Consider the following 25,068-nt stretch of genomic DNA (forward strand, 5'->3'; position numbering starts at 1 on the left):
CACCGCCCATGGACTGGTTGAGCGCCGAGAACACCATCGCCGTACTCACGGCCGCCCTCGGCCTGGTCGCCACCGTCGGCGCGCTCTGGTACGAGCGCCGGGTGCCGCGCCGCAAACGCATCGGCTATCGAGTGCAGCTGGACACGGCGATAGGGGACAACGTCCGTACGGGGGGCGCCAACACGCGGCTCGGGCTCTTCGACGAGACACCCGAGATGTCCGACGCCACGCTCGTCCTGCTGCGCGTCGAGAACGACGGATCGCAGGCCGTGACCGACGCCGACTACAGCGGCCGCGCCCTGCACGGACTCACCGCCGTCTTCACCGGCCGCACCGTCCGCGGTCTCGCCGTCACCGCGCCGTCCGGCGACGACCACCTGATGGAGCACTTCACGGCCGCGGCCGGGCTGCGGTACGAGGGCAGCACCCTGCACATCCCGCGCGTCCCGCTCAACCGGGGACAGCATTACAAGCTGCTCGTCCTCCTCACCGGCGGACCCGTCGGCGGCGAGGTCACCCTCTCCGGCGGCATCCAGGCCGGCGAGGTGCGGCCCAACCGCTCCACCACCCTCGACGGCAAGCCGCCGCTGCTGTCCCGGCCCGCGCAGCTCCTCACCGTGCTGCTCACCCTGTCCGTGATCACACTGGCCTCGATCATCGTGCTGCGGGACACCGACCCGCCGCCGATCGAGTGCGCGACGGGCGAGCTGACGGTGCTCGGCTCGACGGCGTTCGCGCCGGTCGCCGAGGAGCTCGCCGCCAAGTACGAGGAGGACTGTCCGGGCTCCGACATCACCGTCAGCGCGTACGGCAGTGCGGCTGGTGTGCGCGAACTGGACGACGCGGGGCGGAAGTTCGGCCGGGCGAAGAAGGACGGGGCGCCGCCTCTGCTCACCTTCTCCGACGGGCCCAAGTCCGACGTCTTCCCGCGACTCGCCGAGACCCGCGTCGCCGTCTCCGTCTTCGCGCTCGTCCTCAACGACCGCGTACCGCTGCGCAATCTGACGCTGCCGCAGGTGCGTCGGATCTACCGGGGCGACGTACGCAACTGGAAGGAGCTCGGCGGGCCCGACCTGCCCGTCGTCCTCGTCAGCCGCGGGTCGAGCTCCGGCACCCGCGACACGCTCCAACGCCGCCTCCTCGGCGGCGACTTCGAGATCAAGGCGTCGTCCAACGACTGCCTGAGCAAGGACGACCGGTCCGTCCCCGTCACCCGCTGCGAACTCGACTCCACCGACCAGGTCCTCGACGCCGTCGGCCGCATCCCCGGCGCCATCGGCTACAGCGAACTCCGCGCCGCGTCCGGCCTCAAGGGCCTGCACCGCCTCGATCTGGAGGGCCACGCGCCGTCCACCGACCAGCTCCTGAAGACGGGCTATCCCTACCGCGAGATCGAGTACGCCTACACCTACGGCCTCCCGCCCGCCGACTCCCTCGCCGCCGGATTCCTCGCCTACGCACGCGGCACCGGTATCGACGTCATCCGCACCCACGGCCACCTGCCGTGCGCCACCCCGGAAGGCCTGCGGGTATGCGCGGAGGGGCGCCCCGGCGACAGTGCCGGGACGCCCCTCCCACAGGGTTCTGCGACTAGACGAACGAGTTGATCTCGATCGTCTCGGTGCGGCCCGGACCCACACCGATCGCGGAGATCGGCGCGCCGGACATCTCCTCCAGCGCCTTCACGTAACCCTGCGCGTTCTTCGGCAGGTCGGAGAAGGTCTGGGCCTTGGTGATGTCCTCGGACCAGCCCGGCAGCATTTCGTAGATCGGCTTCGCGTGGTGGAAGTCGGTCTGCGAGTAGGGAAGCTCCTCGACGCGCTTGCCGTCGATCTCGTACGCCACGCAGACCGGGATCTGCTCCCAGCCGGTGAGGACGTCGAGCTTGGTGAGGAAGAAGTCCGTCAGGCCGTTGACGCGCGTCGCGTAGCGGGCGATCGGGGCGTCGAACCAGCCGCAGCGGCGGTCACGGCCGGTCGTCACACCGCGCTCGCCGCCGATGGTGCGCAGCGCCTCGCCGTCCGCGTCGAACAGCTCCGTCGGGAACGGGCCCGCGCCGACGCGGGTCGTGTACGCCTTCAGAATGCCGATGACGCGGCTGATCTTCGTCGGGCCCACGCCCGTACCCGTGCAGGCGCCGCCCGCGGTCGGGTTCGAGGAGGTGACGAAGGGGTACGTGCCGTGGTCCACGTCCAGGAGCGTGCCCTGGCCGCCCTCGAAGAGGACGACCTTGTCGTCGTCGAGCGCGTTGTTCAGGATCAGCGTGGTGTCGGCGACGTACTGCTTGATGTTCTCGCCGTGCTCCAGGAGCTGCTCGACGATCTGCTCCGCCTCGATCGCGCGGCGGTTGAACACCTTGGTCAGGAGCTGGTTCTTCTGCTCAAGGGCCGCTTCGACCTTCTGCTTCAGGATCGACTCGTCGTAGAGGTCCTGCACGCGGATGCCGGTGCGGTTGATCTTGTCGGCGTACGTCGGGCCGATGCCGCGCCCGGTCGTGCCGATCTTGCGCTTGCCGAGGAAGCGCTCGCCCACCTTGTCGACCGTCACGTTGTACGGCGTGATGATGTGGGCGTTTCCGCTGATCAGGAGCTTCGACGTGTCGACGCCGCGCTCGTTCAGACCGCTCAGCTCGGAGAGCAGGACCGACGGGTCGACGACGACTCCATTGCCGATGACAGGCACACAGTCCGGGGAGAGAATCCCGGAAGGGAGGAGATGCAGCGCGTACTTCTGGTCGCCTACGACAACCGTGTGGCCGGCGTTGTTGCCGCCCTGGTAGCGCACTACATAGTCCACCGAGCCACCGAGCAGGTCAGTGGCCTTTCCCTTGCCTTCGTCACCCCACTGAGCACCGAGCAGCACAAGTGCGGGCACAGGCGTACACCCCTTCCGGGCGGGGCATGTCCAAGGTCTGGGGCCGTAGCCGCCGTATGGGTGTGCCTTGGATGCTGCCCCGGAATAGACGAAGCCCCTGGCGCAATAGCGCAAGGGGCTCTTGCACAAAGATGCTACCCGAGGTCTCAAAGAACGGCTAAAAGAAAGGGCGCACGTTGTCGGCTCGCGACCAGCTCCTAGTCGTCATCGACCCGGTCGCCCGGCGCACGGACGGTGAGTCGGTACGGATCGCGAAGGATGTGCTCGGTGCGGGTGCGGCGGTCCGTCTCTGTCTGCCCGACGGCCCCGAGGACTTCGCGAAAGCCCTGGCCAGACGGGGTGCCCGGCGTCTCGTGGTGATCGGGGACGACCGGGCGCTGCTGCGGGCGGTGGGGGTCCTCCACCGGGAGCGGGACCTCGCCGGGTGCGTGCTCTCCGTCGTGCCGGTGGGGGCCTCGCAGACGCTCGCGCGGGGCCTCGGTGTGCCGGCCGGGGCGGTCGCCGCGGCGCGGGCCGTGCTGGAGGGGGCCGAGCGGCGGCTCGATCTGCTCGTCGACGACAGCGACGGGGTCGTCCTGGGCGAGCTGCGCATTCCGCCCGTGGGAGCGTCGGCGGTCGTCCGGGGTGCCGCTCTCGGCGCCGCCGATCGCGTGCCGGCCGGGGCCGCCGCCGGGGGCCACGCCTGGCTGCGGACCTGCCAGTCCTTCGTACGGACCCTCGCCACGCGCCCTTCCCGGCTCGCGGCGGCCGACGGGCGCTCCCCGGCGCGGCTGCGGATCGAGGCGGACGGGGTCACGCTCGTCGACCTGGACCAGCCGGTCGAGACCCTGCACGTCACCGCGGGGCCCGGCGGCCTCGCCCAGGTGGAGGTCCGGCCGACGTCGGTGGGCGCGGAGGCGGCGCCGCTGCGGGTGCGGGCGCGGACGGTCACGGTGTCGGGGGCGGACTTCCGCTACCGGGCGGACGCGGTGGTGGCGGGCCCGGTGCGCAGCCGGACCTGGACGGTCCATCCGAAGGCGTGGCGGCTGACGCTGCCGCGGTGAGCCGCCGGGGGCCACGGCCGGGCGGCGGTCCGGCTCACACCTCGACCAGGAGCTCCTCGAACCCCCGGATCACGAAGTTCGGCCTGCGTTCCGGCTCCGCGGCGAGGCGCAGCCCCGGGGCGCGGCGCAGCAGCGCGCCGAGTGAGGCCGTCAGCTCCATGCGGGCCAGGGGGGCGCCGATGCAGTAGTGGATGCCCGCGCTGAAGGAGATGTGCGGGTTGTCGCGGCGCGTGAGGTCGAGGGTGGCGGGGGTGTCGAAGACGGCCGGGTCGTGGTTGGCGGAGCCGAAGAGGAGGGCCAGTTCCGAGCCGCGCGGGACCGTCACTCCGTCGATCTCGATGTCGTCGAGGACCCAGCGTTCGAAGAGCTGGAGCGGGGTGTCGTACCGCAGCAGCTCCTCGACCGCCGTGGGGACGAGCCCGGCGGGGTCGGCGCGCAGCGCGGCCAGCTGCGCGGGGTGCGTGAACAGCGCGTGCCAGCCGTTGACGGTGGCGTTCACCGTCGCCTCGTGCCCTGCGTTGAGCAGCAGCACGCAGGTCGAGATCATCTCCTGTTCGGTGAGCGAGTCCCCTTCGTCGTGGGCCGCGACGAGGGCCGAGAGCAGGTCGTCGCCCGGCTTCCGGCGGCGGTCGGTGATCAGCTCCGTGAGGTACGCGGTGAATTCCAGGGACGCGCGTACGGCCCGCGCCGCCGTCTCCTCGGACGGGTTCAGCTCGTACATGCCGCAGATCGCCGCCGACCAGGGGCGCAGGAGGGGGCGGTCGCTCTCCGGGATGCCCAGCAGCTGCGCGATGACCGCCACGGGCAGCGGCTCGGCCACGCGGACCGCGAGGTCCCCGCCGCCGTCCGCCACCAGGTCGCACACAAGGCGGTCCGCCAACTGGTGTACGTAGGGCTCCAGTTGCTCGACCGTGCGGGGTGTGAACGCCTTGGCGACCAGGCGGCGGATGCGGGTGTGGGCGGGCGCCTCCAGGTCGAGCATGCCGTTGTCGTTGAGGACGTGGAACGGCTCGCGCTCCGGGGGCGGGGCCTCGCGGCCGAACTCCTCGTACGTGAAACGGTGCAGGTGGGTGCGGCCCAGGCGGCGGTCGCGCAGCAGGGCCGCGACGTCCGCGTGGTGCGGGACCAGCCACTGGCCGGTGGGCTCGTAGCGGTGCACCCGGCCCCTTTCCCGCAGGGTCGCGTACGCCGGGTACGGGTCGGCCACGAAGGAGGGCGACGAAGGGGCGAAGACCTCGGAGGCGTCGAAGGCGGCGTCCATGGCCGGACGCTAGCCCCGCTCACCCCGGTGTGACCAGCCTCGCCTCGTACGCGAAGACCGCGGCCTGCGTGCGGTCCCGCAGGCCCAGCTTCACCAGGACCCGGCTGACGTGCGTCTTGATGGTGGACTCGGCGACCACGAGCCGGGAGGCGATCTCCGCGTTCGACAGGCCCTGCGCGATGAGGACGAGCACCTCCGTCTCGCGCTCGGTGAGCTCGCCGTACTGCTGCGCCTGGACGGCCGCCGAGAGCCGCGGCGTCTCCGCGAGCTTCGAGAACTCGGTGATCAGGCGGCGGGTGACGGTCGGCGCGAGCAGCGCCTCGCCGGACGCCACCACCCGTACGCCGTCCGCGAGCTGGCGTGCCGACGCGTCCTTGAGGAGGAAGCCGGAAGCGCCCGCGCGGAGCGCCTGGTAGACGTACTCGTCGAGGTCGAACGTGGTCAGGACGAGGACCTTGCACCCGTCCGTGTCGCCCTCGGACGCGACGATCTCGCGGGTCGCCTCGATGCCGTTCAGCTCGGGCATGCGGATGTCCATCAGGACGACGTCGGGGGCGAGTTCCCGGACGCGCTCGACCGCCTCACGGCCGTTCACCGCCTCGCCGACCACCTCGATGTCCGGCATGGCGTTCAGCAGGACGGAGAAGCCCTCGCGGACCATCATCTGGTCGTCGGCGATCAGCACCTTGATCGTCATGCGTCCTCTCCCGCCGGGTCGAGCCGGTCGGCGAGCGGCACCGGCAGGAACACCGTCACCTCGTAGCCGCCCTCGGCCGTCGGCTCCGCCGTCATCTCGCCGTTCAGCATCGTCACCCGCTCACGCATCCCCGTGATGCCGTGGCCCGCTCCGGGGGACGGCTTGACCAGGCCGGTCGCCGGGCCGTTCACGACGCGCAGGCCGAGCCCGCCGAGGACGTAGCCCACCTCGACGCGGGCGGCGGCGCCCGGCGCGTGGCGCAGGCTGTTGCTGAGCGCCTCCTGCACGATGCGGTACGCCGACAGCTCCACGCCCTGCGGGAGCTCGCGGACCGCTCCGGTGACCACCTTGTCGACGGTCAGGCCGGCGTCGCGGACGTTGTCGAGGAGCCGGTCGAGGTCGGCGAGCGTGGGCTGCGGGGCGTCCGGCGCCTCGTAGTCCTCCGCCCGTACGACACCGAGGACGCGGCGCAGCTCGGTCAGTGCCGACACCGCGTTCTCGCGGATCGTCACGAAGGCCTGCTCCAGCTCGGGCGGCGGGTTCTCCACACGGTAGGGCGCGGCCTCCGCCTGGATGGCGACCACCGACATGTGGTGCGCGACCACGTCGTGCAGCTCGCGGGCGATGGTGGTGCGCTCCTCCAGGAGGGTCCGCTTGTCGCGCTCGATGGCGGTGACGGTGCGCTGCACGGTGACCTCGCGCTGCGCCTCGCGGCGCACGTGCACCACGGTGGTGATCAGGAGCGCGAGCGCCGAGAAGAACAGCATCTGCGGGGCGTTCGTGCCCATGCCGCCGAGGAACACCTCGGCCGCCACCGCGTACACGCCCGTGCCGACCCACATCCACAGCGCCGTCCGCGGCCCCGTCCTGGCCGCCACGACGACCATCACCACGATGTGCCCGAAGAACGCGGCGGGCCCCCACGGCCAGCCGTCCCAGCTGTTCCCGAGCGCGCCGGTGACCGGGGTGGACAGCAGCGAGAACCAGTAGGCGCCGACCGGCCTGGCCAGCGTCATCAGGATCGCCACCGCGGGGATGAAACCGGTCAGGACGTACGCGATGTCGTTCGCGACGCCGCCCGTGCCGGCGGCGAGGAGCAGGGTGATCAGGGCGGCGGACACCACCAGGGCGTGCCGGCTCCAGACCGCGTAACCGCGTATCCGCTCGGGCAGCCGGCTGCTCAGCGGTCCGTACGTGCCCCGGGGCGGCAGGGGCCGGTAGACGAAGGCGTCGTGGAACAGCGCCTGGCGCATGCCCCCGAAGAGGTCCATCACGAGGTGGTACTCGGAGCTGGTGCGGCCGTGGGCCTTGAGCTGCTCAGTCGTATCGGTCACGCCTACGAAGGTACGGGGGCGCGGCCGGGCGGTCGTCCGCACCAGGACGGGTTCGGAGAGGTCCGTCGCAAGTACTACTCGGCGGCCTCAGAGGCCGTTCGACGGGCGGACCACTCCCGACTCGTACGCGAAGACCGCCGCCTGCGTGCGGTCGCGCAGGCCCAGCTTCACCAGGATGCGCCCGACGTGTGTCTTCACGGTCTGCTCGGCGACCACGAGCCGCGCCGCTATCTCCGCGTTCGACAGGCCCTGCGCGATCAGCGCGAGGACCTCCGTCTCGCGCTCGGTGAGGTCGCCGACGCGGGACCTGAGCGGGCCGCGCGGGCCGCCGTCCATGCGGGAGAACTCGGCGATGAGGCGCCGCGTGATCCCCGGCGCGAGCAGCGCGTCGCCCGCGGCCACCACGCGGACCGCCTCCGCGAGCTGGTCCGCCGACGCGTCCTTGAGCAGGAAGCCGGAGGCGCCCGCGCGCAGCGCCTCGTACACGTACTCGTCGAGGTCGAAGGTGGTCAGGACGAGGACCCGCACGCCGGGCAGGGTGGACGTGATGCGGCGGGTCGCCTCGATGCCGCTCAGTTCGGGCATGCGGATGTCCATCAGGACCACGTCCGGGACGAGCTCGGCGACCTGGGCGACCGCGTCCGCGCCGTCGACGGCCTGGCCGATCACCTCGATGTCCGGCTCCGCGTTCAGCAGGACGGAGAAGCCCTGTCTGACCATGATCTGGTCGTCGGCGATCAGGACTTTGATCGTCATGGTGTCGTCTCTCCGTGAGTCGGCTGAACGGTGGTGGTCGGCAGGTGGGCGGAGACTTCGTAGCCGCCGCCCGGGATGGGTCCTGTGACGAGGTCGCCCCCCAGCATGGCCGCCCGCTCCCTCATGCCGAGCAGCCCGTGCCCCGCACCGGGCGAGGGCGGCGCCGCGCCGCGCGCGCCGGAGTCGGTGACGCGGACGCCGAGCCCGGCCCGCGTGTACGCGAGCCGGATCCGTACCGTCGACCCCGGCGCGTGCCGGATCGCGTTGCTGACCGCCTCCTGCACGATGCGGTACGCCGACAGGTCCACGCCGGGCGGCAGCGGGCGCGCCTCGCCCGCACTCTCACGGTGGACGGTCAGCCCGGCCGCGCGCGCGTTGTCGAGGAGGCCGTCGAGGCGCTCCAGGGTGGGCAGCGGGGTCTGGGGCGCGGCGTCCGGGTCCCCGGGGTTCTCCGAGCGCAGGACGCCGAGGACGCGGCGGAGTTCGGTGAGGGCCTCCAGGGCGTTCTCGCGGATGCCCGCAAGGTTCTCCCTGAGCTCGTCGGGCGGGTCCTTCACCAGGTGCGGGGCGACCTGCGCCTGGATGGAGATCACGGACATGTGGTGGGCGACGACGTCGTGCAGCTCGCGGGCGATGCGGCTGCGCTCCTCGAGGAGGGTGCGGCGGGCGCGCTCCTCGGCGGTGAGCGTCTCCTGCCGGACGAGTTCCTTGCGGGCCTCACGGCGGCCGCGCAGCAGGACGCCGATCAGCGTGGCGGCGCCCAGGACGATCACCGCGAGGGCCACCGTGCTCTCGTACGTGTGCGGGGCGCGCACCCGCTGGAAGAGCGGCGGCAGCGCCGCGCTGGCCACCAACGCCGCCACCGCCGAGCGGGCGGGCAGCCGCAGCGCGAGCAGCAGCATGATCACGGCGTGGCCCATGAGCGCGGGCGGCCCCCAGGGCCACGGCTCGTGCGCGACGTCGGGGGTGAGGTTTCCCGTCGCGCACAGGGCGGCGGTCTCGGCCGCGGCGAGCGAGAGCCACCACGCGTCGACCGGCCGCCACAGGGCCAGGACGATGGCCGTGCCCTGCGTGAACGTGACGAGGAGCCCGATCCCGTACCCGAGGTGGTACCGGTCGACGAACTGGTCGAGGTTGCCGAGGGTCACCGCGACGCTCATCCAGACAACCAGGACGTGCGGCGTCCAGCGCAGCAGCTTCGGCTTGGCCGGCGGCGGCAGCGGCATCCGCCCCAACCGTCCCAGCGGCCGCACGGCGCTCAGCACCAGCCCGCCGAAGCCCTCGTCACCGCTGTGCCCGTCCCCCGCGTCCGCCCTCTCCACAAGTTGAACCTTAGGCACGCCGCACCGCCTCCGCTCCGGCCGCCCCACGCCCCCGGTGCACCCGCACGGCCCGGGAGCCACTCCCGCCGCCCCTCTGCTCGTACGTGTGGAACGCCGCCCAGCACACCGCGAGGCCCAGCGCGAACACCGGCAGCCAGGCGAGGCGGGCCGCCACCCAGCCGAGCCCGTCGGGCACGGTGTGCAGGCCCGGCAGCGGCGTGCCGGCGAGCAGACCGAGCGCGGTGACCGCCATCAGTGCCGTCTGGTGCCAGAGAAATATCGTCATCGCGGAGAGGTTCACCAGGGCCACCGCGGCCCAGCCCGCGGGCCGGCGCAGCCACCGCGCCAAGGGCTCCCGCAGCAGCAGCGCCAGACCGCACTGGGCGAGGCCGAAGGTGACGGCCGCCAGCGTGGGCGGGTTCAGGTTCGACACCGGCTCGCCCGGGACGCCGACCATCGAGGCGGGATAGCCGCCCCACAGGACGAGACCGGCGGTGGCCGCCGCGCCGCCCGCAAGGAGCACCCGGCCCGAGTGCCGCGTCAGCTCGCCGCGCGCCCAGGCCGCGCCCAGCGTGTAGGGCACGAGCCAGCCCGCCGCCAGGTTGACCCAGCCCAGCCAGGCCGGGCCGCCGTATCCGAACCGTATGAGGTCCACGTGGAGAACGACGGCCAGCGGCCACAGCGGGTTGAGCCGCCGCACCAGCGGGGTCGCCGCGGTGAGACCGGCGAAGGCCAGCAGGAACCACAGGGGTGACAGCGCCAGCTTCACCAGCGTGTGGACGGTGTCCGGGGCCGCGCCCGACAGGACCAGGCCCGCGCCGACCGCGGTCCACAGCGCGAGCACCGCGGCGACCGGCCGGAAGAGGCGACCGACGCGGGCCGCGAGCCACGGCAGGTAGCCGGTGCCGCGCGCCCGCGCCGACGCGTAACTCTTCGTCGCCACGTGCCCGCCCACCAGGAAGAACACGGCGAGCGTCTGGAAGACCCAGGAGACCGGCGCGAGCCACGGCATGTGCCGCAGCGGGCTGGCGGCGCGGAGGGTGCCGCCGTCCCACACCAGGGCGGTGACCAGCCAGTGGCCACCCACCACCCCGAGGATGGCGAAGGCCCGCAGCCCGTCGACGGCACGGTCCCGGCCGGGGGGCGTGGCCGCGTCGACCCGCCGGACGAGACCGGTCAGGCGCTCACGCACGAGTGACCTCCGTGTCGTCGCCGCGCACGATCCGCGCGAGGTTGCCGAGCGGGACCGAGCCCGGCTTCAGGTAGTCGCTGTGGCCGCCGTCGCCGGCCGCGAAGACGCGGGCGCCGAAGTCCGCGGAGACCGGGTCGGTGCCGAAGCCGACGGTCGTGCCGAAGACGTCGGCGCTGGTGTGCGGCACGTCGGCGATCCAGTCGCCCGCGCCGCGGCCCGCCCAGATCCGGGCCCGCGTGTGCAGGTCGTCGGCGCCGTCGACGCCGGTGCCCGGACTGCCGTAGAACACGATGTCGGCGACGTCCAGGCCGCGCGGCCCCGAGGCGGCGCTGCCGCACACCACCGAGCCGTACGAGTGGCAGAGCAGGGACACGCGCGCGTGGGCGTTGATGCCGTGCAGCTCGCCGACGAAGGAGCGCAGCGCGGGCGCCGCGCCCTCCGCGCGGCCGGTGGTCAGGACGGCGGGGCTGACGGTGCCCGGCGTCTCGTAGCCGAGCCAGGCCACGACGGCCGTGCGCGGGCCGAGCTCCGCGTGCAGGGTGAGGGCGCCGGAGCGCAGCCTGCCGTACGAGTCGAGGGACGTGTCCGAGCCCGGCACCAGGACGGCGACGCGGTCCGCGCCCGCCAAGTCGCCGAAGACCTCGGCGGTGCGGCCCGCGCCCCGCCCGTCGAAGGCGAGGAAGTGCCGGCCGGGCGAGGCCATGGAGCGCAGCGCCGCGGCCCGGTCCGCCGCGCCGTACCGCTCGGCGCGGGCCGCCGCCTCGGTGGCGTTCGCCCGGTTCGCCGCGTACGCGTCGAGGAGGGTCGCCGCCGTGACGCGGCCCAGCGCGGCGGGCGCCGGGGCCGGGATCTCCGGGCGCGCGGCGCCCGACACCGGGACCACCACGGCGGCGGCCACACCGAGGGCCAGCAGGGTGCGGCGCAGCCGCCGGGACCGGAACCTCATCGCGTCCATACCTTCCGCTTCCGTGCGGGCCGGTGCTCCGACTCGCTCTCACGGAGAGGAAGTTATGGATCGGGCGCTGTCGCTCACATCACGCTGGGGTATACAGCCGCGCCGTAGCTCTCAGGTATTACGGGTATCCCCGGGACGGGCCGGAGTGGTGGCCCTGAGCCCTGTGGCAGGCGCGTCAGAACGCCAGCTGGGCGATCTCCTCGGCGACCACCGCGCACGCGTCAGCCGCCGGGTCGATCAGCGGGAAGTGGCCCACGTCCTCAAGGAGGGTGAGCCCCACGACCTCGCCCGCCTTCGCGGCCGCGTCGGCGTACGCCTCGGCGACCGCCTGCGGCACGACGATGTCGGTGCGGCCCTGCACCACGGTCGTGGCGATGCCGGTCGGCAGCAGCGCGGCCGGGTCGGCGTACGGCAGCCGCGCCTCGAACCGGCCGCCGCCGCCCAGGAGTTGCACCGGCGCGCCGTCGCAGACCGCAAGGTCCTCTGCGGCGCGGAAGTCCGCGATCGGCGCGAGCGCGACGACTCCGCGCAGCGGTGCCGGGCGGTCGGTGCGCCACGGCGCGTCGGCGGGCAGGACGTGCCGGGCGGCGGCCCACAGCGCGAGGTGGCCGCCCGCCGAGTGCCCGGTCACGACGGTGCGGCGCGGGTCGGCCGACGGCAGTGCTTCCCGGACGAGCGAGGGCAGCGCGTCGAAGACGGCGGCCACGTCGTCGAAGGTCTCGGGCCAGCGTCCGGCCACCGGGCGTGTGCCGCCCTGTGCGGGGATCGGACTGCCCCTGCGGTACTCGACGTTGGCCACCGCGAAGCCGCGGCGGGCCAGGAAGTCGGCGAACGGCGTGACGTGGCGCCGGTCGTAGGGCGCGCGCCACGCGCCGCCGTGCAGCAGGACGACGAGGGGCGCGGGGCGGCCCACGTCGCCCCTGGGCGCGTAGAAGTCGACGAGCTGGTCGGGGTGCTCGCCGTACGCGACGGTGGCGTCCGGCTCCACGGCGGGATGCGAGAAGGCGGCTTCGGCCTCGGCGGCATCGCGGGCCACGGCGGCGTCGTCCGGCATGCGGCAACCTCTCAACAGCGGTACGGCGGCGGGCTCACCCCCCGGCCCCTCCGGGACGCGGAGCGGCGGGGGCAAGATCCGCCGGACGTTATCAGCCCAGGGTCTCCGCGAGGACACGAGCCGCCCGCTCGGCGTCCGCGAAGGACACGTACAGCGGTGTGAAGCCGAACCGCAGCACGTCGGGCGCGCGGAAGTCCCCGACGACGCCCCGCTCGACGAGCCGCCGCATCACGTCACCCGCGCCCTCGCAGCGCAGCGCGACCTGGCTGCCGCGCTCGCCGTGCGCGGCGGGCGTGAGGGACTCGACCTTGCCCATCGGGACGTACGCGCCGACGCACCGCAGGAAGAAGTCCGTCAGGGCGAGGGACTTGGCGCGCACGTCGTCGACGGACACGCCGTCCCAGACGTCGAGCGCGGCTTCCAGAGCGAGCATCGAGAGGATGTCGGGCGTGCCGACGCGCCCGCGCACCGCCCCGTCCGCCGCCGCGAACTCCGGCCGCATCCCGAAGGGCTCGGCGTGCGAGTTCCAGCCGGGCAGCGGGGAGTCGAAGCGGGACTGGAGTCCTTCGCGCACGTAGAGGTAGGCGGGCGAACCCGGGCCGCCGTTCAGGTACTTGTAGGTGCAGCCCACCGCGAGGTCCACGCCGTGCGCGTCCAGGCCGACGGGCAGCGCGCCCGCCGTGTGGCACAGGTCCCAGACGGCGAGGGCGCCCGCCGCGTGGACCGCAGCCGTCAGGCCCGGCAGGTCGTGCAGGCGTCCGGTGCGGTAGTCGGCGTGGTTGAGCAGGACGGCGGCGGTGCGCTCGCCGAGCACGCCGGGGACGTCGCCCGGGGCCACCGGGACGAGCCGGCGGCCGGTGAGGCGGGCCGCCGACTCGGCGATGTACCCGTCGGTGGGGAAGGTCGTGGCGTCGACGACGATCTCGTCGCGCCCCTCACCGGCCATCCGGACGGCCGCCACGAGCGCCTTGAAGACGTTGACGCTGGTGGAGTCGCCGACGACGATCTGGCCCGGCGCGGCGCCGACCAGCGGGGCGATGCGGTCGCCGATCCGCTCGGGGGCCGTCCACCAGCCGCTCTCCTCCCACGAGCGGATGCGGAGCGTGCCCCACTCGTGGGTCATGACCTCGGCGAGCCGGGCCGGCACGTGCGCGGGCAGGGCGCCCAGCGAGTTGCCGTCCAGGTACACCGTGTCGTCGAGGGCGAACTCCTTGCGCTTGGCGGCGAGTCCGTCGCGGGAGTCGAGCGCCTCCGCCTCGCTCCGGAGGTCATCGCTCCGGAGGTCATCGCTCCGCAGGTCAGACATGGCTCCTCGCAGTCCACAGCTCGGGGAACACGTTCTTCGACGCACGCTTCTCCAGCCAGGCCACGCCCGCCGAGCCGCCCGTGCCCGTCTTGGCGCCCATGGCGCGGCGGGTGGCGACCAGGTGGTCGTTGCGCCAGCGCCAGACCAGCTCGGCGACGTCGGTCAGCGTCTCGCCGAGGCGGGCCAGGTCGGCGTGCTCGTCGCCGGAGTAGAGCTCGGTCCAGACGGCCTCGACCTCGGGCGACGGCTCGTACTTCTTGGCGAGGTCGCGCTCCAGGACGGCCGCCGGGATCGCGTACCCGCGCCGCGCGAGCAGGCCGAGCACCTCGTCGTAGAGGCTCGGCTCGTGCAGCGCCTTCTCCAGCTCCGCGTGGACGCGGGGCGCGCCCCGGTGCGGGACGAGCATGGACGTGGACTTGTCGCCGAGCAGGAACTCCATGCGGCGGTACATCGCGGACTGGAAGCCCGAGCCCTCGCCGAGCGCGCCGCGGTAGGAGTTGAACTGGGCGGGCGTGAGCTGGGCGAGGGGCCGCCAGGAGGCGTTCAGGGCCTCCAGCTCGCGCAGGCTGCGCTTGAGCGCGTTCTGCGCGGTGGGGATGTCGTCGCGCCGCAGGGCGTGCGCCGCGGTCTCCCACTCGTGCACGATCACCGTGAACCACAGCTCCATGACCTGGGTGGTGACCAGGAAGACCATCTCGCCCGGGTCGTCCGAGCGCAGGTGCTGAAGATGGGTGAGGACGTCCGCCTGGACGTAGTCCTCGTACGGGGTGGTGCCTGCGAAGTCGAGGTTCGGGCTCTCCGCCTCGTGGACCTCGGTGGACGCCGCGCGCTCCTCGGGGGATGCCTCATGCGTCTCTGGGGACATCGCTGTCTCCTCGATACGTACTCCGGGTAGCGGTCCGCCCCTGCCGTTACCGGCACGGGGGCCCCGGTCCCCACCGGCATCTTCCGCAACTTTCCCGCGATCGGCAAGGCACCGACCCCACCCACACAGCACCAAATCCCATACGCAACTGTCGCGCCCCGCAGCCCTGGCGGGGCCCGGCCTCAGCCCAGGGCGCGGCGCCGCTCGCGGCAGGCCCGCAGATGCGCGGCGTTCCCGCAGCCGCGCACCGAGTGCCAGACGCCGCTGTTGTTGCGGGAGCGGTCGTAGAACGCGGCGGCACAGAGGTCGTTGCGGCAGATCTTCAGCCGCCGCCAGAGGCCCGACGTCTGGGCCAGCAGCGCCTCGGCGAGGACCGCGGAGGCCAGCCAGCGCGCGCCCGCGCCCTCCGGCTCCACGGTGAGGGCGCCGTTGCCCGAGAGGGCGACCACGACCGGCGCGGAGGTGAAGCGCACCGCGTCCCCGTCCCGGTCGGTACAGGCCAGTGCGCGCCGCAGCTGGTCCCGCAGACAGCGCAGCTTCACCAGGTCATCAGCTGTCAGGACCAGGCGCACGTCCCCCCGGCCCGCCTCCTCCGCCCAGCCCCGCACGGCATGGTCGGCCCACTCCTGGGCGCGGTCGAGCGCCCCGTCGGCGAGCAGGTCGACGGAGTCGGCGTGGCCGGCGGGCGCGGTGTTCAGCAGCTCCTGAACGAGGGCGAGGCCGCCGGGCGCGGGGGTCAGGCTGAGGCGCTCGATCGCGGGCCAGTTCATGCCGTTCACGGTACCCGCCCCGCTACAGACATGACCAAAGTACGTACAGTGCTGTCATGGAAACCACGAAGAGCACGCAGAGCGCGCAGAGCACGCAGAGCGCGCAGAGCACGAAAAGCACGCAGAGCGCGGACCCCACGGAAACCACCGCCGCACGAGCCGCCCGGCTCCTCGGCCGCCCCTTCGACATCAACGGCCTCAGCCTGCGCAACCGCATCGCCATGGCTCCCATGACCCGCGAGTTCTCGCCGGACGGCGTGCCGGGCGCGGACGTGGCGGAGTACTACGCGCGCCGCGCCGCGGGCGGCGTCGGCCTGATCGTCACCGAGGGCACCTACGTCGGCCACCCGTCGGCCGGCGGCAGCCACCGCGTCCCGCGCTTTCACGGAGAAGCCGCCCTGGCGGGCTGGCAGCGGGTCGCCGAGGCCGTGCACGCGGCGGGCGGGAAGATCGTCCCGCAGCTGTGGCACATCGGCGCGGTCCGCGACGAGGGCCAGGGCCCGGTCCCCGACGCGCCGCCGGTCGGCCCCTCCGGCCTCGCCCTCGACGGCACCGCCAAGGGCCGCGCGATGACCGGCGCCGACATCGACGCGGTCATCGGGGCCTTCGCCGACAGCGCGGCCGCCGCCGAACGGATCGGCTTCGACGGCGTCGAACTGCACGGCGCCCACGGCTACTTGATCGACCAGTTCCTCTGGGGCACCACCAACCGCCGCACCGACGGCTACGGCGGCGACCTCGCCTCTCGCACCCGCTTCGCGCGCGAGATCGTCGAGGCGGTGCGCGCGGCGGTCTCGCCGACGTTCCCCGTCATCTTCCGCTTCTCGCAGTGGAAGGCGGACGCGTACGACGCGAAGATCGCCGCCGACCCGGCCGAACTGGACGCGCTGCTCGCCCCCTTGGCGGCCGCGGGCGTCGACGCCTTCCACGCCTCCACGCGCCGCTACTGGCTCCCCGAGTTCCCCGGCGACGACCTGAACCTCGCGGGCTGGGTCAAGAAACTCACCGGCAAGGCCGCGCTGTCGGTCGGCTCGGTCGGCCTCGACAAGGAGTTCCTCGCCCCCGGCTGGACGAAGGAGACCGCGACGACCGGCATCGCCCTGCTCCTCGACCGCATGGAGCGGGACGAGTTCGACGTGATCGCGGTGGGGCGGGCGCTGATCGCTGACGCAGGGTGGGCGGACAAGGCGATGGGGGGCCGCCTTGGGGAGGCGGCGCCGTTCGATGCGGGGCTGCTGGGGTCCTTGCGTTGATTTTTCGGGTGCGGGTTGGTTGTGGCTGGTCGCGCAGTTCCCCGCGCCCCTAAAAACGCCCCCGGCGCCGTAGTGTCAGCCCGTCCGGGCCCGAGGATTTCAGCCGGGCCGGGGAGTTTCAGCCCGTCCGGCGATTGAGGACGAGGCCGTTCAGGCCGATAAAGGGGGTCCGGGGGCAGAGCCCCCGAGGGCAGGGGGTCCGGGGGCAGCGCCCCCGTGGCGGCACCCCGGACCCCGCCAACGTCAGCCGAGCGTCTTCGCCGCGGTCTCCGAGGAGTCACGGAGGAAGCCCGCGCAGCGCTCGTACTCCTCCTGCTCACCGATCGCCTGCGCGGCCCGCGCGAGGGCGTGCAGGGCGCGCAGGAACCCGCGGTTGGGCTCGTGCTCCCACGGCACAGGCCCGTGGCCCTTCCAGCCGCTGCGGCGCAGGGCGTCCAGACCGCGGTGGTATCCCGTACGGGCGTACGCGTACGACTCGACGACGCTGCCCCGCTCGTACGCCTCGTCGGCGAGCTGGGCCCACGCGAGCGAGGACGTGGGGTACTTCGCGGCGACGTCGGCGGGCGCCGTACCGTTCGCGAGGAGCTCGCGCGGCTCCGGGTCGTCGGGCAGGTGGGTCGGGGGCGGTCCCCCGAGCAGATCCTTGTGAATGGCCATGGGACCCAGTCTGCGGCATGCCGATACGGCGAAGGCCCCGGGTCACCGACCCGGGGCCTTCACACGCGGAACAAGAGGTACTACGAGGTACTACTTCAGCTTCGTGCCCGTGGAGCGCAGGTTCGCGCAGGCCTCGGTGACGCGCTGGGCCATGCCGGCCTCGGCGAGCTTGCCCCAGGTGCGCGGGTCGTACGTCTTCTTCGAGCCGACCTCGCCGTCGACCTTCAGGACGCCGTCGTAGTTCTTGAACATGTGGTCCGCGACGGGACGCGTGAAGGCGTACTGCGTGTCGGTGTCGAGGTTCATCTTCACGACGCCGTTCTCCAGGGCGGTCGCGATCTCCTCGGCGGTCGAGCCGGAGCCGCCGTGGAAGACGAAGTCGAACGGCGACTGCTTGCCGTACTTGGCGCCGACGCCCTCCTGGAGGTCCTTGAGGAGCTCGGGACGGAGGACGACGTTGCCCGGCTTGTAGACGCCGTGCACGTTGCCGAAGGAGGCGGCGAGGAGGTAGCGGCCCTTCTCGCCCAGGCCCAGGGCCTCGGCGGTGCGCAGCGCGTCGTCGACGGTCGTGTACAGCTCGTCGTTGATCTCGTGGCTGACGCCGTCCTCCTCACCACCGGTCGGGGTGATCTCCACCTCAAGGATGATCTTCGCGGCGGCGGCCTTCGCGAGCAGCTCCTGGCCGATGGCCAGGTTGTCGGCGAGGGTCTCGGCGGAGCCGTCCCACATGTGGGACTGGAACAGCGGGTTCTGACCGGCCTTGACGCGCTCGGCGGAGACGTCGAGGAGCGGGCGGACGTAGCCGTCGAGCTTGTCCTTGGGGCAGTGGTCGGTGTGCAGCGCGACCGTGACGTCGTACTTCTTGGCGACGATGTGCGCGAACTCGGCGAGCGCGACCGCGCCGGTCACCATGTCCTTGTTGTGCTGGCCGCCCAGGAACTCCGCGCCACCGGTGGAGATCTGGATGATGCCGTCGCTCTCGGCCTCGGCGAAGCCGCGCAGCGCCGCGTGCAGCGTCTGCGAGGACGTCACGTTGATCGCCGGGTAGGCGAACTTGCCTGCCTTCGCCCGGTCGAGCATCTCGGCGTAGACCTCGGGAGTTGCGATGGGCATGTGTCCGCTCCTTGTGATGTGCGGGTGGGTGCTGTGCTGCCTGGACCCTGACCTGGGGGCGACGACATTGTCGCCCCCATCTTTCCAGACGCGACGGTCCTGACGGACCCGGCCGTCAGTCCAGGCCGAGGTCGTCCTTCGAGTACGCGAAGAGGTACGGCACACCCGCACCCTCGGTGATCTTCTCGCCGGCGCCGGTGGCCCGGTCCACGATCGTGGCGACGCCGACGACCTCGGCGCCCGCCTCGCGGACGGCCTCGACGGCGGTCAGCGGGGAGCCGCCGGTGGTGGAGGTGTCCTCGACGACCAGGACGCGGCGGCCCTTGATGTCGGGGCCCTCGACGCGGCGCTGCATGCCGTGCGCCTTCGCGGCCTTGCGGACCACGAAGGCGTCCAGGCGCCTGCCGCGCGCGGCGGACGCGTGCAGCATCGCGCCCGCGACGGGGTCGGCGCCCATGGTCAGGCCGCCCACGGCGTCGAAGTCGAGGTCGGCGGTCAGGTCGAGCAGGACCTGACCGACCAGCGGCGCGGCCTCGCCGTCGAGGGTGATCCGGCGGAGGTCGATGTAGTAGTCGGCCTCCAGGCCGGACGAGAGCGTCACCTTGCCGTGCACGACGGCCTTGTCCTTGATCTGCTGCAGCAGCTCGCCGCGTACGTCAGTCATGCCTGAAAGCTTAAAGCCGACGCCAGGTCCAGGTCGTCGCCGTCTCCAGGGGCTCGATGGGGGTGACCAGGCGCGGGTCGGTGTTGAGCCCGTTGGGCGGCCCGGTCTGCGGCTCCACACAGACCGCGGCCTCCTGCTCGTCGTAGACGACGACCCACTGCTCGCGGCTCTTGACGTTCACCTCGAACCGTCCGGGCCAGGTCAGCTTCACGTCGACGCCGTCGGGCATGCCGAAGCAGTCGTCCCAGGGGCCGGGCTTCGGGTCGACGCGGTGGCCGGTGGGGAGGTGGTCGGCGCCGCGCTCCTCCTGCCAGGCGGGGTCGAAGTCGATCCGCACGTCCGCGCCGTCGAGGGTGCGGTTGAACCAGGGGTGCCAGCCGGCCTGCGCGGGGAACGAGTCGCCGTACGTCTCGATGCCGAGCCGCAGCGTCAACGTGTCCTCGCCGAGTTCCACGATCTGGGTGACGCGCCCGGGGTACGGCCAGGGGTCGGTCAGGTCGTACGTGAAGACGGCCTCGGTCTTCGAGGACCGTGCCGTACGCCATTCGGCGTCGCGGGCGAAGCCGTGGATGGCGTGCGGCGGGGAGTTCAGCGGCATCTGGTGGACCACCGCGCCGTCGCGGAACCGCCCGTCCCTGATCCGGCCGCACCACGGCACCATCGGGAAGCAGCCGTACTTCTCGCCCTGGCGCAGCAGCTCGACGCCGCCGACGCGCAGGCTTCCGATGCGGCAGCCGTTGCCCGGCTGCACCGTCACTTCCGCGTCGCCCGCGGTGAGGGTCACGTCTTCGGTACTCACAGGGCCGACCCTACGGCGTGCGCGGTCAGCGGCGGCGGCGCAGGGCCCGGCCGACGACGATGGCCGACGCCAGCGCGAGCGCGGCGGCGGGCGCGGCCCAGCGCAGCGTGGCGCCCGCGGTGAGGGACTCGGCGGCGGGCGCGGGCGCGTACCGGCCGCGGGGCGGGGCGTGGTCGACCTCCTCGGCGCTGCGGCCGATCATGGTGCGGCGCGCGTGCGCGGCCTCGGCGGGCGGCACGTCGATGTCGCCGATGTCGTCCATGTTCTCCAGGGCCCCGAGGCGCTCCAGCTCTTCGAGGTCGTCGAGGTCTTCAAGGTCTTCGATGCCGTCCACCTCGTCGAGGACGTTGGTGTCGTCGAGGTTGATGCCGTCGTCATCGTCATCATCGTCGTCGTCGAGCACGTCGTCGGCGTCGGCGTCGGCGTCGGCGTCGGCGCCATCGTCGTCGTCGCTCGGTGCCGTGTCGGGGGGCGCCGCCGCTCCGAGGCCTTCCGCGAACCGGTCCAGGAGCCGCCGGACCGCGGATTCCACAGCCTGTGGAGAACCCTCCGTGATCCGGCCGTCGGCGGTCGCGCCGCCGTCGAACACGAGGGTCGCCCCCTCGACGCCCGACACGATCCGCACGGTCAGCGTCAGCCGCACCGAGCCGGAGCCGCGGACCTCCGCGCCCTCGCCCTCGACGGTGTACGCCCCGTCGGCGCGGGCAGCCGTCCGCGCCGAGCCGCGGTAGGTGATGGTGTGGCCCCCGACGCGCACCTTGAGGCGGCCGGAGAGCGGCCCCGCCGTCTCCTCCGCGTCGCGCTGAAGCCCGGGAACCGCCCCGGCGACCCGCTCGGGATCGGCCAGGACCTGCCGGAGCCGCTCTGCTGAGACCGGCACGAACACCTCATGCTCCATGGCAGGGGAGCCTACCCACGCGGCCACCACTTGTACGACAGTTCGCCGCACCGTGTACGTCAGTTCGCGTAACGCGGATGCACCAGGGTCGAGGGCGGCAGTCCCCGCTGCCGGGTCGGCGCGGCCGCCCGCGCCCCGGCCCGCACCACCTCCGACCGGGCCGCGCGCAGCAACACGGGCCGGGTCCGCGAGGCGAGCACGAAGCCCCAGTCGCGGGCCGCCCCGGCCCCCTGGGCCGTGCGGTCGGGACCGGCGGCGAATCCCGTGAGCCGCCCGCCGACCCGGTACGCCACGGTCCGCAGGCCGGCCGCCCGCAGTGAGGCCTCCACCGTCCAGAAGACGCGCGGCCTGGCCGTCAGCGGCCCCGCGTGCACGGCGATCCTGCCGCCGTCGGCGAGGGCCCGGGTGGCGAGGCCGTAGAACTCCTGGGAGTAGAGCTTGGTGCTGGCGGTGATGCCCGGGTCCGGCAGGTCGGAGATGACCACGTCGTACTTCGCGCGGGTCTGGCGCAGCCAGCGGAACGCGTCGGTGTGCACTACCCGCACGCGCGGGTCGTGGTGCGCGCGGCCGTTGAGCTCGCTCAGGGCGGGGTCGTTCCGTGCGAGGTCGACGACGCCCGCGTCCAGCTCGACGATGTCGACGCGGCGCACGTCCGGGTGGCGCAGGGCCTCGCGCGCGGCGAGGCCGTCGCCGCCGCCGAGGACGAGGACGCGCGCGTGCGGCCCGCGCATGGCGGGTGCGACGAGGCCCCGGTGGTAGCGCTTCTCGTCGCGGCCGCTGATGCGCAGGCGGCCGTCGAGGAAGAGGTCGAGGGAGCTGCGGCGGCCGCCGGTGAGGACGACCTCCTGCACGTCGGTCTGGACGGCGACCCGGATGTCCGCGCCGTACACCGCGCGCCGCGCGGCCCGCTCGAAGTCGTCGACGAGGACGGCGGCGGCGGCGAGCAGGGAGAGGACCACCACGTTGGCGGTGAGGAGCACCCAGCGACCGCGCGCGCTCAAGTCCTGCCGGAACAGGCCGAGGACGAGCGCGCCGCCCGCGACGGCGTTGACCGCGCCGGTGAACAGGGCGCCCGTCAGCTGCCCGAACATCGGGAGCAGCAGAAAGGGGAAGGCGAGCCCGCCGACGAGGGCGCCCACGTAGTCGGCGGCGAAGAGGTCGGCGACGGCGCCGCCCGCGTCCTGCCGCCGGATGCGCTGGATGAGCACCATCAGGAGCGGCACCTCGGCGCCGATGAGGATGCCGATGGCGAGGGAGAACGCGACCAGCAGGCCGCGCGAGCCGCTGGCCCACACCTCGCCCTTGTCGCCGGTCCACGCGAACGCCGCGTACAACGCCATGGCGCTGCACCCGCCGACCAGCGCGAGCGCCGCCTCGACGAGGCCGAACCAGGCGGCGGCGCGCCGTCTCAGCCGCTTGGCGAGCAGCGATCCGATGCCCATGGCGAAGACCATGACGGAGAGGACGACGGATGCCTGGGTGACGGAGTCACCGATCAAGTACGCGGCGAGGGCGACGAGTTCCAGTTCGTACACGAGGCCGCAGGCAGCGCAGACGAAGACGCCCACGAGGACGAGGAACCGTCCTGTACGGGGCGAGACCGGCAACCGCACCGACGACTGGAGCACCCCTGGAACGCTACGTCACCACCGGCTCACGCCGGGTCCCCCACATGAGTGCAAATCCCCCCGCCCGCCCGGTCAGAGCGCCGTGGACAGCGGCATGCGCGCACCCACCCTCGTCCGGGTCGCCACGAGCTGGCCCTCCTGGGGATACGCGTGCCACGTACGCCACATCAGTGAGCCTTCGTGCCGCTGTGCGAGCAGCGCGGTGAACGCGTGCGGACTGCCGGGGAACACACCCGCCAATCCGTGCGGGTGTTCGGCCACAAGGGCGAGCAACTCCTGTGCACGGCCCGCGAACTGACCGCGCGACAGCGTTTCCACGCGAGCCGCGAATTCGTACTCCCATTCACCCACGCGTTTCGATACGCCGAGCGGCAGGGGTGTACTACTTCCGGGGATGCAGGCCACGGTCTCCGAACAAGCGCCCTGTTCATCCTCGAGGAGTACTTGGTGCGAGGCCCCGAGCAGTCTCAACTGCATTTTCGCGTCGGCCAGTTGCAGGTCGAGGGTGGCCAGCGCGGGCAACGGCTCGCGCCCCAGGGCCCAGGCCAGGTCCTCGGCGCGCGTGTCGGTATAGACGGTCTTCAGGGTCGTGAGCATGGGTCGGCTCCGCTAACACTCAATGGAGGTGGGGCCGGCGCACCCGGATCGGACTCCGGGAGGTCGGAATGCCGGCTCGTGCCCACAAGAACGTCTTTCGGGTATCCAGTTCGCGGTCTACGAAACCTGGTGAGACGTCCGAGGGCGGTGCTGACGTATCAGAGGGAATCATGGTCGGCGACGCTGCCACTGCGTTTTTACCCAAGTACGTGTCGTTTCCATCCCCATGAGGGCCACGCAGTTCATCTGTTCAGTACAGCCATCACAGAACCCGCCCCTGACGTGGCGCCGAAGCTCGGCACTCCACCGCAACACCGAAGCGCCCGGCGGGAATTGCGAGGCCCCGCCGGGCGCTTCGTGGGATTCGGTGGACCAGCTGCCCCGTGTCAGCTGCCTCCGCCGCACCCGCCTCCGCCGCCACCTCCGCAGGAGGAGCTGCCGCCGCCGCACGACGATCCGCCGCCGCACGAGGAACCCCCGTCGTGCCCGCCGTCGCCGCCCCCGGCCCACCAGCTGCCGCCCGCCGAGCTCGAAGCCGTGCCCGAGGTCCACCGCGACCGGGTGCGGCGCCGGCCGCTCCCCCCGTAACCGATCGCCGCGACCAGGGCGAAGATCAGCACCGCTACGAAGACGAAAGCCATGAACATGGCCCTCACGCTCCTTCCGTTCCCCCGAAGCAGGTCCCCCGTCGGCCGGCTTCTCGCGTGCCAGGGAGATGCCCTGCGCCAACCCGGCCCAAAGCAGAGTTGAGGAAGTCCAGAGGTTCGGCGCAGGATGGCGGCCATGACGTCCTCCTCCGGCCCCTCGGGGCGCGAGCGCCCGCTGCTCAACCGCCGCCTCGCCGAGTTCGGCACGACGATCTTCGCAGAGATGTCCGCGCTCGCGGTGCGCACCGGCGCGATCAACCTGGGCCAGGGCTTCCCCGACACGGACGGCCCCGAGGCCGTGCGGGAGGCCGCGGTGCGGGCGCTGCGCGACGGCCGCGGCAACCAGTACCCGCCCGGCCCCGGCGTCCCCGAACTCCGCACGGCGATCGCCGGCCACCAGCTCGCGCGCTACGCCCTCTCGTACGACCCCGACCGCGAGGTCCTCGTGACGGCCGGCGCGACCGAGGCGATCGCCGCGTCCCTGCTCGCCCTCGTCGAGCCGGGCGACGAGGTCATCGCCCTTGAGCCCTACTACGACTCGTACGCCGCCTCGATCGCCCTCGCGGGCGGCGTCCGCGTCCCCGTCACCCTGCGCCCCCGGGAGGGCCGCTTCGTCCTCGACCTGGACGAGCTGCGCGACGCGGTCACCGACCGCACCCGGCTGATCCTCCTCAACACCCCGCACAACCCGACCGGCACGGTCCTCACCCGCGCCGAGCTCACGGAGATCGCGAACCTCGCGGTCGAGCGCGACCTGCTCGTCGTCACCGACGAGGTCTACGAACACCTGGTCTTCGACGACGCCGAGCACATTCCGCTCGCCACGTTCCCCGGCATGCGCGAGCGCACGGTCAGCATCGGCTCGGCGGGCAAGACGTTCTCGTTCACGGGCTGGAAGGTCGGCTGGATCACCGCGTCCCCGGAGCTGGTCGCCGCGGTCCGCTCGGCGAAGCAGTTCCTCACGTACGTCTCCTCCGGCCCGTTCCAGTACGCCGTCGCGGAGGCGCTCGCCCTCCCGTCGTCCTACTTCGACGACTTCCGCGCGGACATGCTGGCCAAGCGGGACCTCCTCGGCGAGGGCCTGGCGGCGGCGGGCTTCGACGTCTACCGCCCGGCCGGCACGTACTTCATCACGACCGACATCACCCCGCTCGGCACGACCGACGGCTTCGCCTTCTGCCGCTCGCTCCCGGAGCGGGCCGGCGTCGTCGCCATCCCGAACGCGGTCTTCTACGACCACCGGGACGCGGGCGCGCCCTTCGTCCGCTTCGCCTTCTGCAAGCAGACGACGGTCCTGGAGGAGGCGGTGACGCGCCTCAAGTCGCTGGCCGGCTGACCGCCCTCACGACGTGCGAGAGCCCGGCGGGGTGCTGTACACCCCGC

The 25,068-nt window shown here is 72.8% G+C and carries 24 protein-coding genes; 4 read left to right on the forward strand and 20 right to left on the reverse strand.

Annotated features, from left to right (window positions below; all coding sequences use genetic code 11):
* Positions 1–8 precede the first annotated feature (8 nt).
* A complete protein-coding gene (locus ACZ4Z4_RS20785; RefSeq protein WP_468328993.1) occupies positions 9–1,607 on the forward strand; it encodes a substrate-binding domain-containing protein in 1,599 nt (532 codons plus the stop codon).
* Here ACZ4Z4_RS20785 and ACZ4Z4_RS20790 read toward each other — a convergent pair.
* Positions 1,591–2,874, reverse strand: coding sequence for an adenylosuccinate synthase (locus ACZ4Z4_RS20790; protein WP_399535686.1), 1,284 nt, complete (start codon positions 2,872–2,874; stop codon positions 1,591–1,593). The genes ACZ4Z4_RS20785 and ACZ4Z4_RS20790 overlap by 17 nt on opposite strands.
* 176 nt (positions 2,875–3,050) lie before the next feature.
* Between ACZ4Z4_RS20790 and ACZ4Z4_RS20795 the strand changes: the two genes are divergently transcribed.
* Entirely contained in the window at positions 3,051–3,917 is an 867-nt protein-coding gene (locus ACZ4Z4_RS20795; protein WP_468328996.1) for a diacylglycerol kinase family protein, read from the forward strand.
* A gap of 34 nt (positions 3,918–3,951) precedes the next feature.
* On the opposite strand, the gene ACZ4Z4_RS20800 is transcribed toward ACZ4Z4_RS20795, so the two are convergent.
* The 11 genes from ACZ4Z4_RS20800 to ACZ4Z4_RS20850 form a co-directional block, all read right to left on the reverse strand.
* The gene (locus ACZ4Z4_RS20800) at positions 3,952–5,178 is read right to left on the reverse strand and encodes a cytochrome P450 (protein WP_468328999.1); all 1,227 of its coding nucleotides are present in this window, start codon (positions 5,176–5,178) and stop codon (positions 3,952–3,954) included.
* Between the two features lie 19 nt (positions 5,179–5,197).
* Positions 5,198–5,875 carry a response regulator gene (locus ACZ4Z4_RS20805; protein ID WP_468329002.1) on the reverse strand — a complete coding sequence of 226 codons (678 nt, stop codon included), beginning with the start codon at positions 5,873–5,875 and terminating at the stop codon, positions 5,198–5,200.
* Positions 5,872–7,209, reverse strand: coding sequence for a sensor histidine kinase (locus ACZ4Z4_RS20810; protein WP_468329005.1), 1,338 nt, complete (start codon positions 7,207–7,209; stop codon positions 5,872–5,874). Before ACZ4Z4_RS20810 ends, ACZ4Z4_RS20805 begins: the two co-directional genes overlap by 4 nt.
* 87 nt (positions 7,210–7,296) lie before the next feature.
* Positions 7,297–7,965 (reverse strand): response regulator, encoded by a 669-nt coding sequence (locus tag ACZ4Z4_RS20815; protein ID WP_468329008.1) that lies wholly within the window; start codon positions 7,963–7,965, stop codon positions 7,297–7,299.
* Positions 7,962–9,287, reverse strand: coding sequence for a sensor histidine kinase (locus ACZ4Z4_RS20820; protein WP_468329012.1), 1,326 nt, complete (start codon positions 9,285–9,287; stop codon positions 7,962–7,964). Before ACZ4Z4_RS20820 ends, ACZ4Z4_RS20815 begins: the two co-directional genes overlap by 4 nt.
* A 10-nt stretch (positions 9,288–9,297) precedes the next feature.
* Positions 9,298–10,479, reverse strand: a complete 1,182-nt coding sequence (locus ACZ4Z4_RS20825) for an acyltransferase family protein (RefSeq protein ID WP_468329015.1) — start codon at positions 10,477–10,479, stop codon at positions 9,298–9,300.
* Positions 10,472–11,425: an alpha/beta hydrolase gene (locus ACZ4Z4_RS20830; protein ID WP_468329018.1), complete on the reverse strand. Its 954-nt coding sequence runs from the start codon at positions 11,423–11,425 to the stop codon at positions 10,472–10,474. Before ACZ4Z4_RS20830 ends, ACZ4Z4_RS20825 begins: the two co-directional genes overlap by 8 nt.
* Positions 11,426–11,609: 184 nt before the next feature.
* Positions 11,610–12,488, reverse strand: coding sequence for an alpha/beta hydrolase (locus ACZ4Z4_RS20835; RefSeq protein WP_468329021.1), 879 nt, complete (start codon positions 12,486–12,488; stop codon positions 11,610–11,612).
* 91 nt (positions 12,489–12,579) lie between these two features.
* Positions 12,580–13,794: a kynureninase gene (gene kynU, locus ACZ4Z4_RS20840; protein ID WP_468329024.1), complete on the reverse strand. Its 1,215-nt coding sequence runs from the start codon at positions 13,792–13,794 to the stop codon at positions 12,580–12,582.
* Entirely contained in the window at positions 13,787–14,659 is an 873-nt protein-coding gene (locus ACZ4Z4_RS20845; protein ID WP_468329027.1) for a tryptophan 2,3-dioxygenase family protein, read from the reverse strand. Before ACZ4Z4_RS20845 ends, kynU begins: the two co-directional genes overlap by 8 nt.
* A 182-nt stretch (positions 14,660–14,841) precedes the next feature.
* Positions 14,842–15,429: a CGNR zinc finger domain-containing protein gene (locus ACZ4Z4_RS20850; RefSeq protein WP_468329030.1), complete on the reverse strand. Its 588-nt coding sequence runs from the start codon at positions 15,427–15,429 to the stop codon at positions 14,842–14,844.
* 56 nt (positions 15,430–15,485) lie between these two features.
* Here ACZ4Z4_RS20850 and ACZ4Z4_RS20855 point away from each other — a divergent pair, with 56 nt between their 5' ends.
* Positions 15,486–16,682 carry an NADH:flavin oxidoreductase gene (locus ACZ4Z4_RS20855; RefSeq protein ID WP_468329033.1) on the forward strand — a complete coding sequence of 399 codons (1,197 nt, stop codon included), beginning with the start codon at positions 15,486–15,488 and terminating at the stop codon, positions 16,680–16,682.
* Positions 16,683–16,925: 243 nt separating this feature from the next.
* Here ACZ4Z4_RS20855 and ACZ4Z4_RS20860 read toward each other — a convergent pair whose 3' ends face one another.
* From ACZ4Z4_RS20860 to ACZ4Z4_RS20895, 8 genes are all read right to left on the reverse strand, one after another.
* Positions 16,926–17,339, reverse strand: coding sequence for a DUF3151 domain-containing protein (locus tag ACZ4Z4_RS20860; RefSeq protein ID WP_055533774.1), 414 nt, complete (start codon positions 17,337–17,339; stop codon positions 16,926–16,928).
* 90 nt (positions 17,340–17,429) lie between these two features.
* Positions 17,430–18,452 carry a class II fructose-bisphosphate aldolase gene (gene fbaA, locus ACZ4Z4_RS20865; RefSeq protein ID WP_468329036.1) on the reverse strand — a complete coding sequence of 341 codons (1,023 nt, stop codon included), beginning with the start codon at positions 18,450–18,452 and terminating at the stop codon, positions 17,430–17,432.
* A gap of 115 nt (positions 18,453–18,567) precedes the next feature.
* Positions 18,568–19,116: an orotate phosphoribosyltransferase gene (gene pyrE / locus ACZ4Z4_RS20870; RefSeq protein ID WP_358709961.1), complete on the reverse strand. Its 549-nt coding sequence runs from the start codon at positions 19,114–19,116 to the stop codon at positions 18,568–18,570.
* 10 nt (positions 19,117–19,126) lie between these two features.
* Positions 19,127–19,915, reverse strand: a complete 789-nt coding sequence (locus tag ACZ4Z4_RS20875) for an aldose epimerase family protein (protein ID WP_468329039.1) — start codon at positions 19,913–19,915, stop codon at positions 19,127–19,129.
* 25 nt (positions 19,916–19,940) lie between these two features.
* Complete coding sequence (locus ACZ4Z4_RS20880; RefSeq protein WP_468329042.1) at positions 19,941–20,813, reverse strand: SRPBCC domain-containing protein; 873 nt, start codon at positions 20,811–20,813, stop codon at positions 19,941–19,943.
* Between the two features lie 59 nt (positions 20,814–20,872).
* The gene (locus ACZ4Z4_RS20885) at positions 20,873–22,441 is read right to left on the reverse strand and encodes a polyamine aminopropyltransferase (RefSeq protein ID WP_468329045.1); all 1,569 of its coding nucleotides are present in this window, start codon (positions 22,439–22,441) and stop codon (positions 20,873–20,875) included.
* Between the two features lie 72 nt (positions 22,442–22,513).
* A complete protein-coding gene (locus tag ACZ4Z4_RS20890) occupies positions 22,514–23,038 on the reverse strand; it encodes a DUF2617 family protein (RefSeq protein ID WP_468329048.1) in 525 nt (174 codons plus the stop codon).
* A gap of 386 nt (positions 23,039–23,424) precedes the next feature.
* Positions 23,425–23,685 (reverse strand): hypothetical protein, encoded by a 261-nt coding sequence (locus ACZ4Z4_RS20895; protein ID WP_468329051.1) that lies wholly within the window; start codon positions 23,683–23,685, stop codon positions 23,425–23,427.
* 127 nt (positions 23,686–23,812) lie between these two features.
* On the opposite strand from ACZ4Z4_RS20895, the gene ACZ4Z4_RS20900 reads away from it, so the two are divergent.
* On the forward strand, positions 23,813–25,021 hold the full coding sequence (locus tag ACZ4Z4_RS20900) for a pyridoxal phosphate-dependent aminotransferase (RefSeq protein ID WP_468329054.1): 1,209 nt from the start codon (positions 23,813–23,815) through the stop codon (positions 25,019–25,021).
* Positions 25,022–25,068 lie beyond the last annotated feature (47 nt).

It is taken from the genome of Streptomyces sp. NPDC030245 (genome assembly GCF_055572995.1).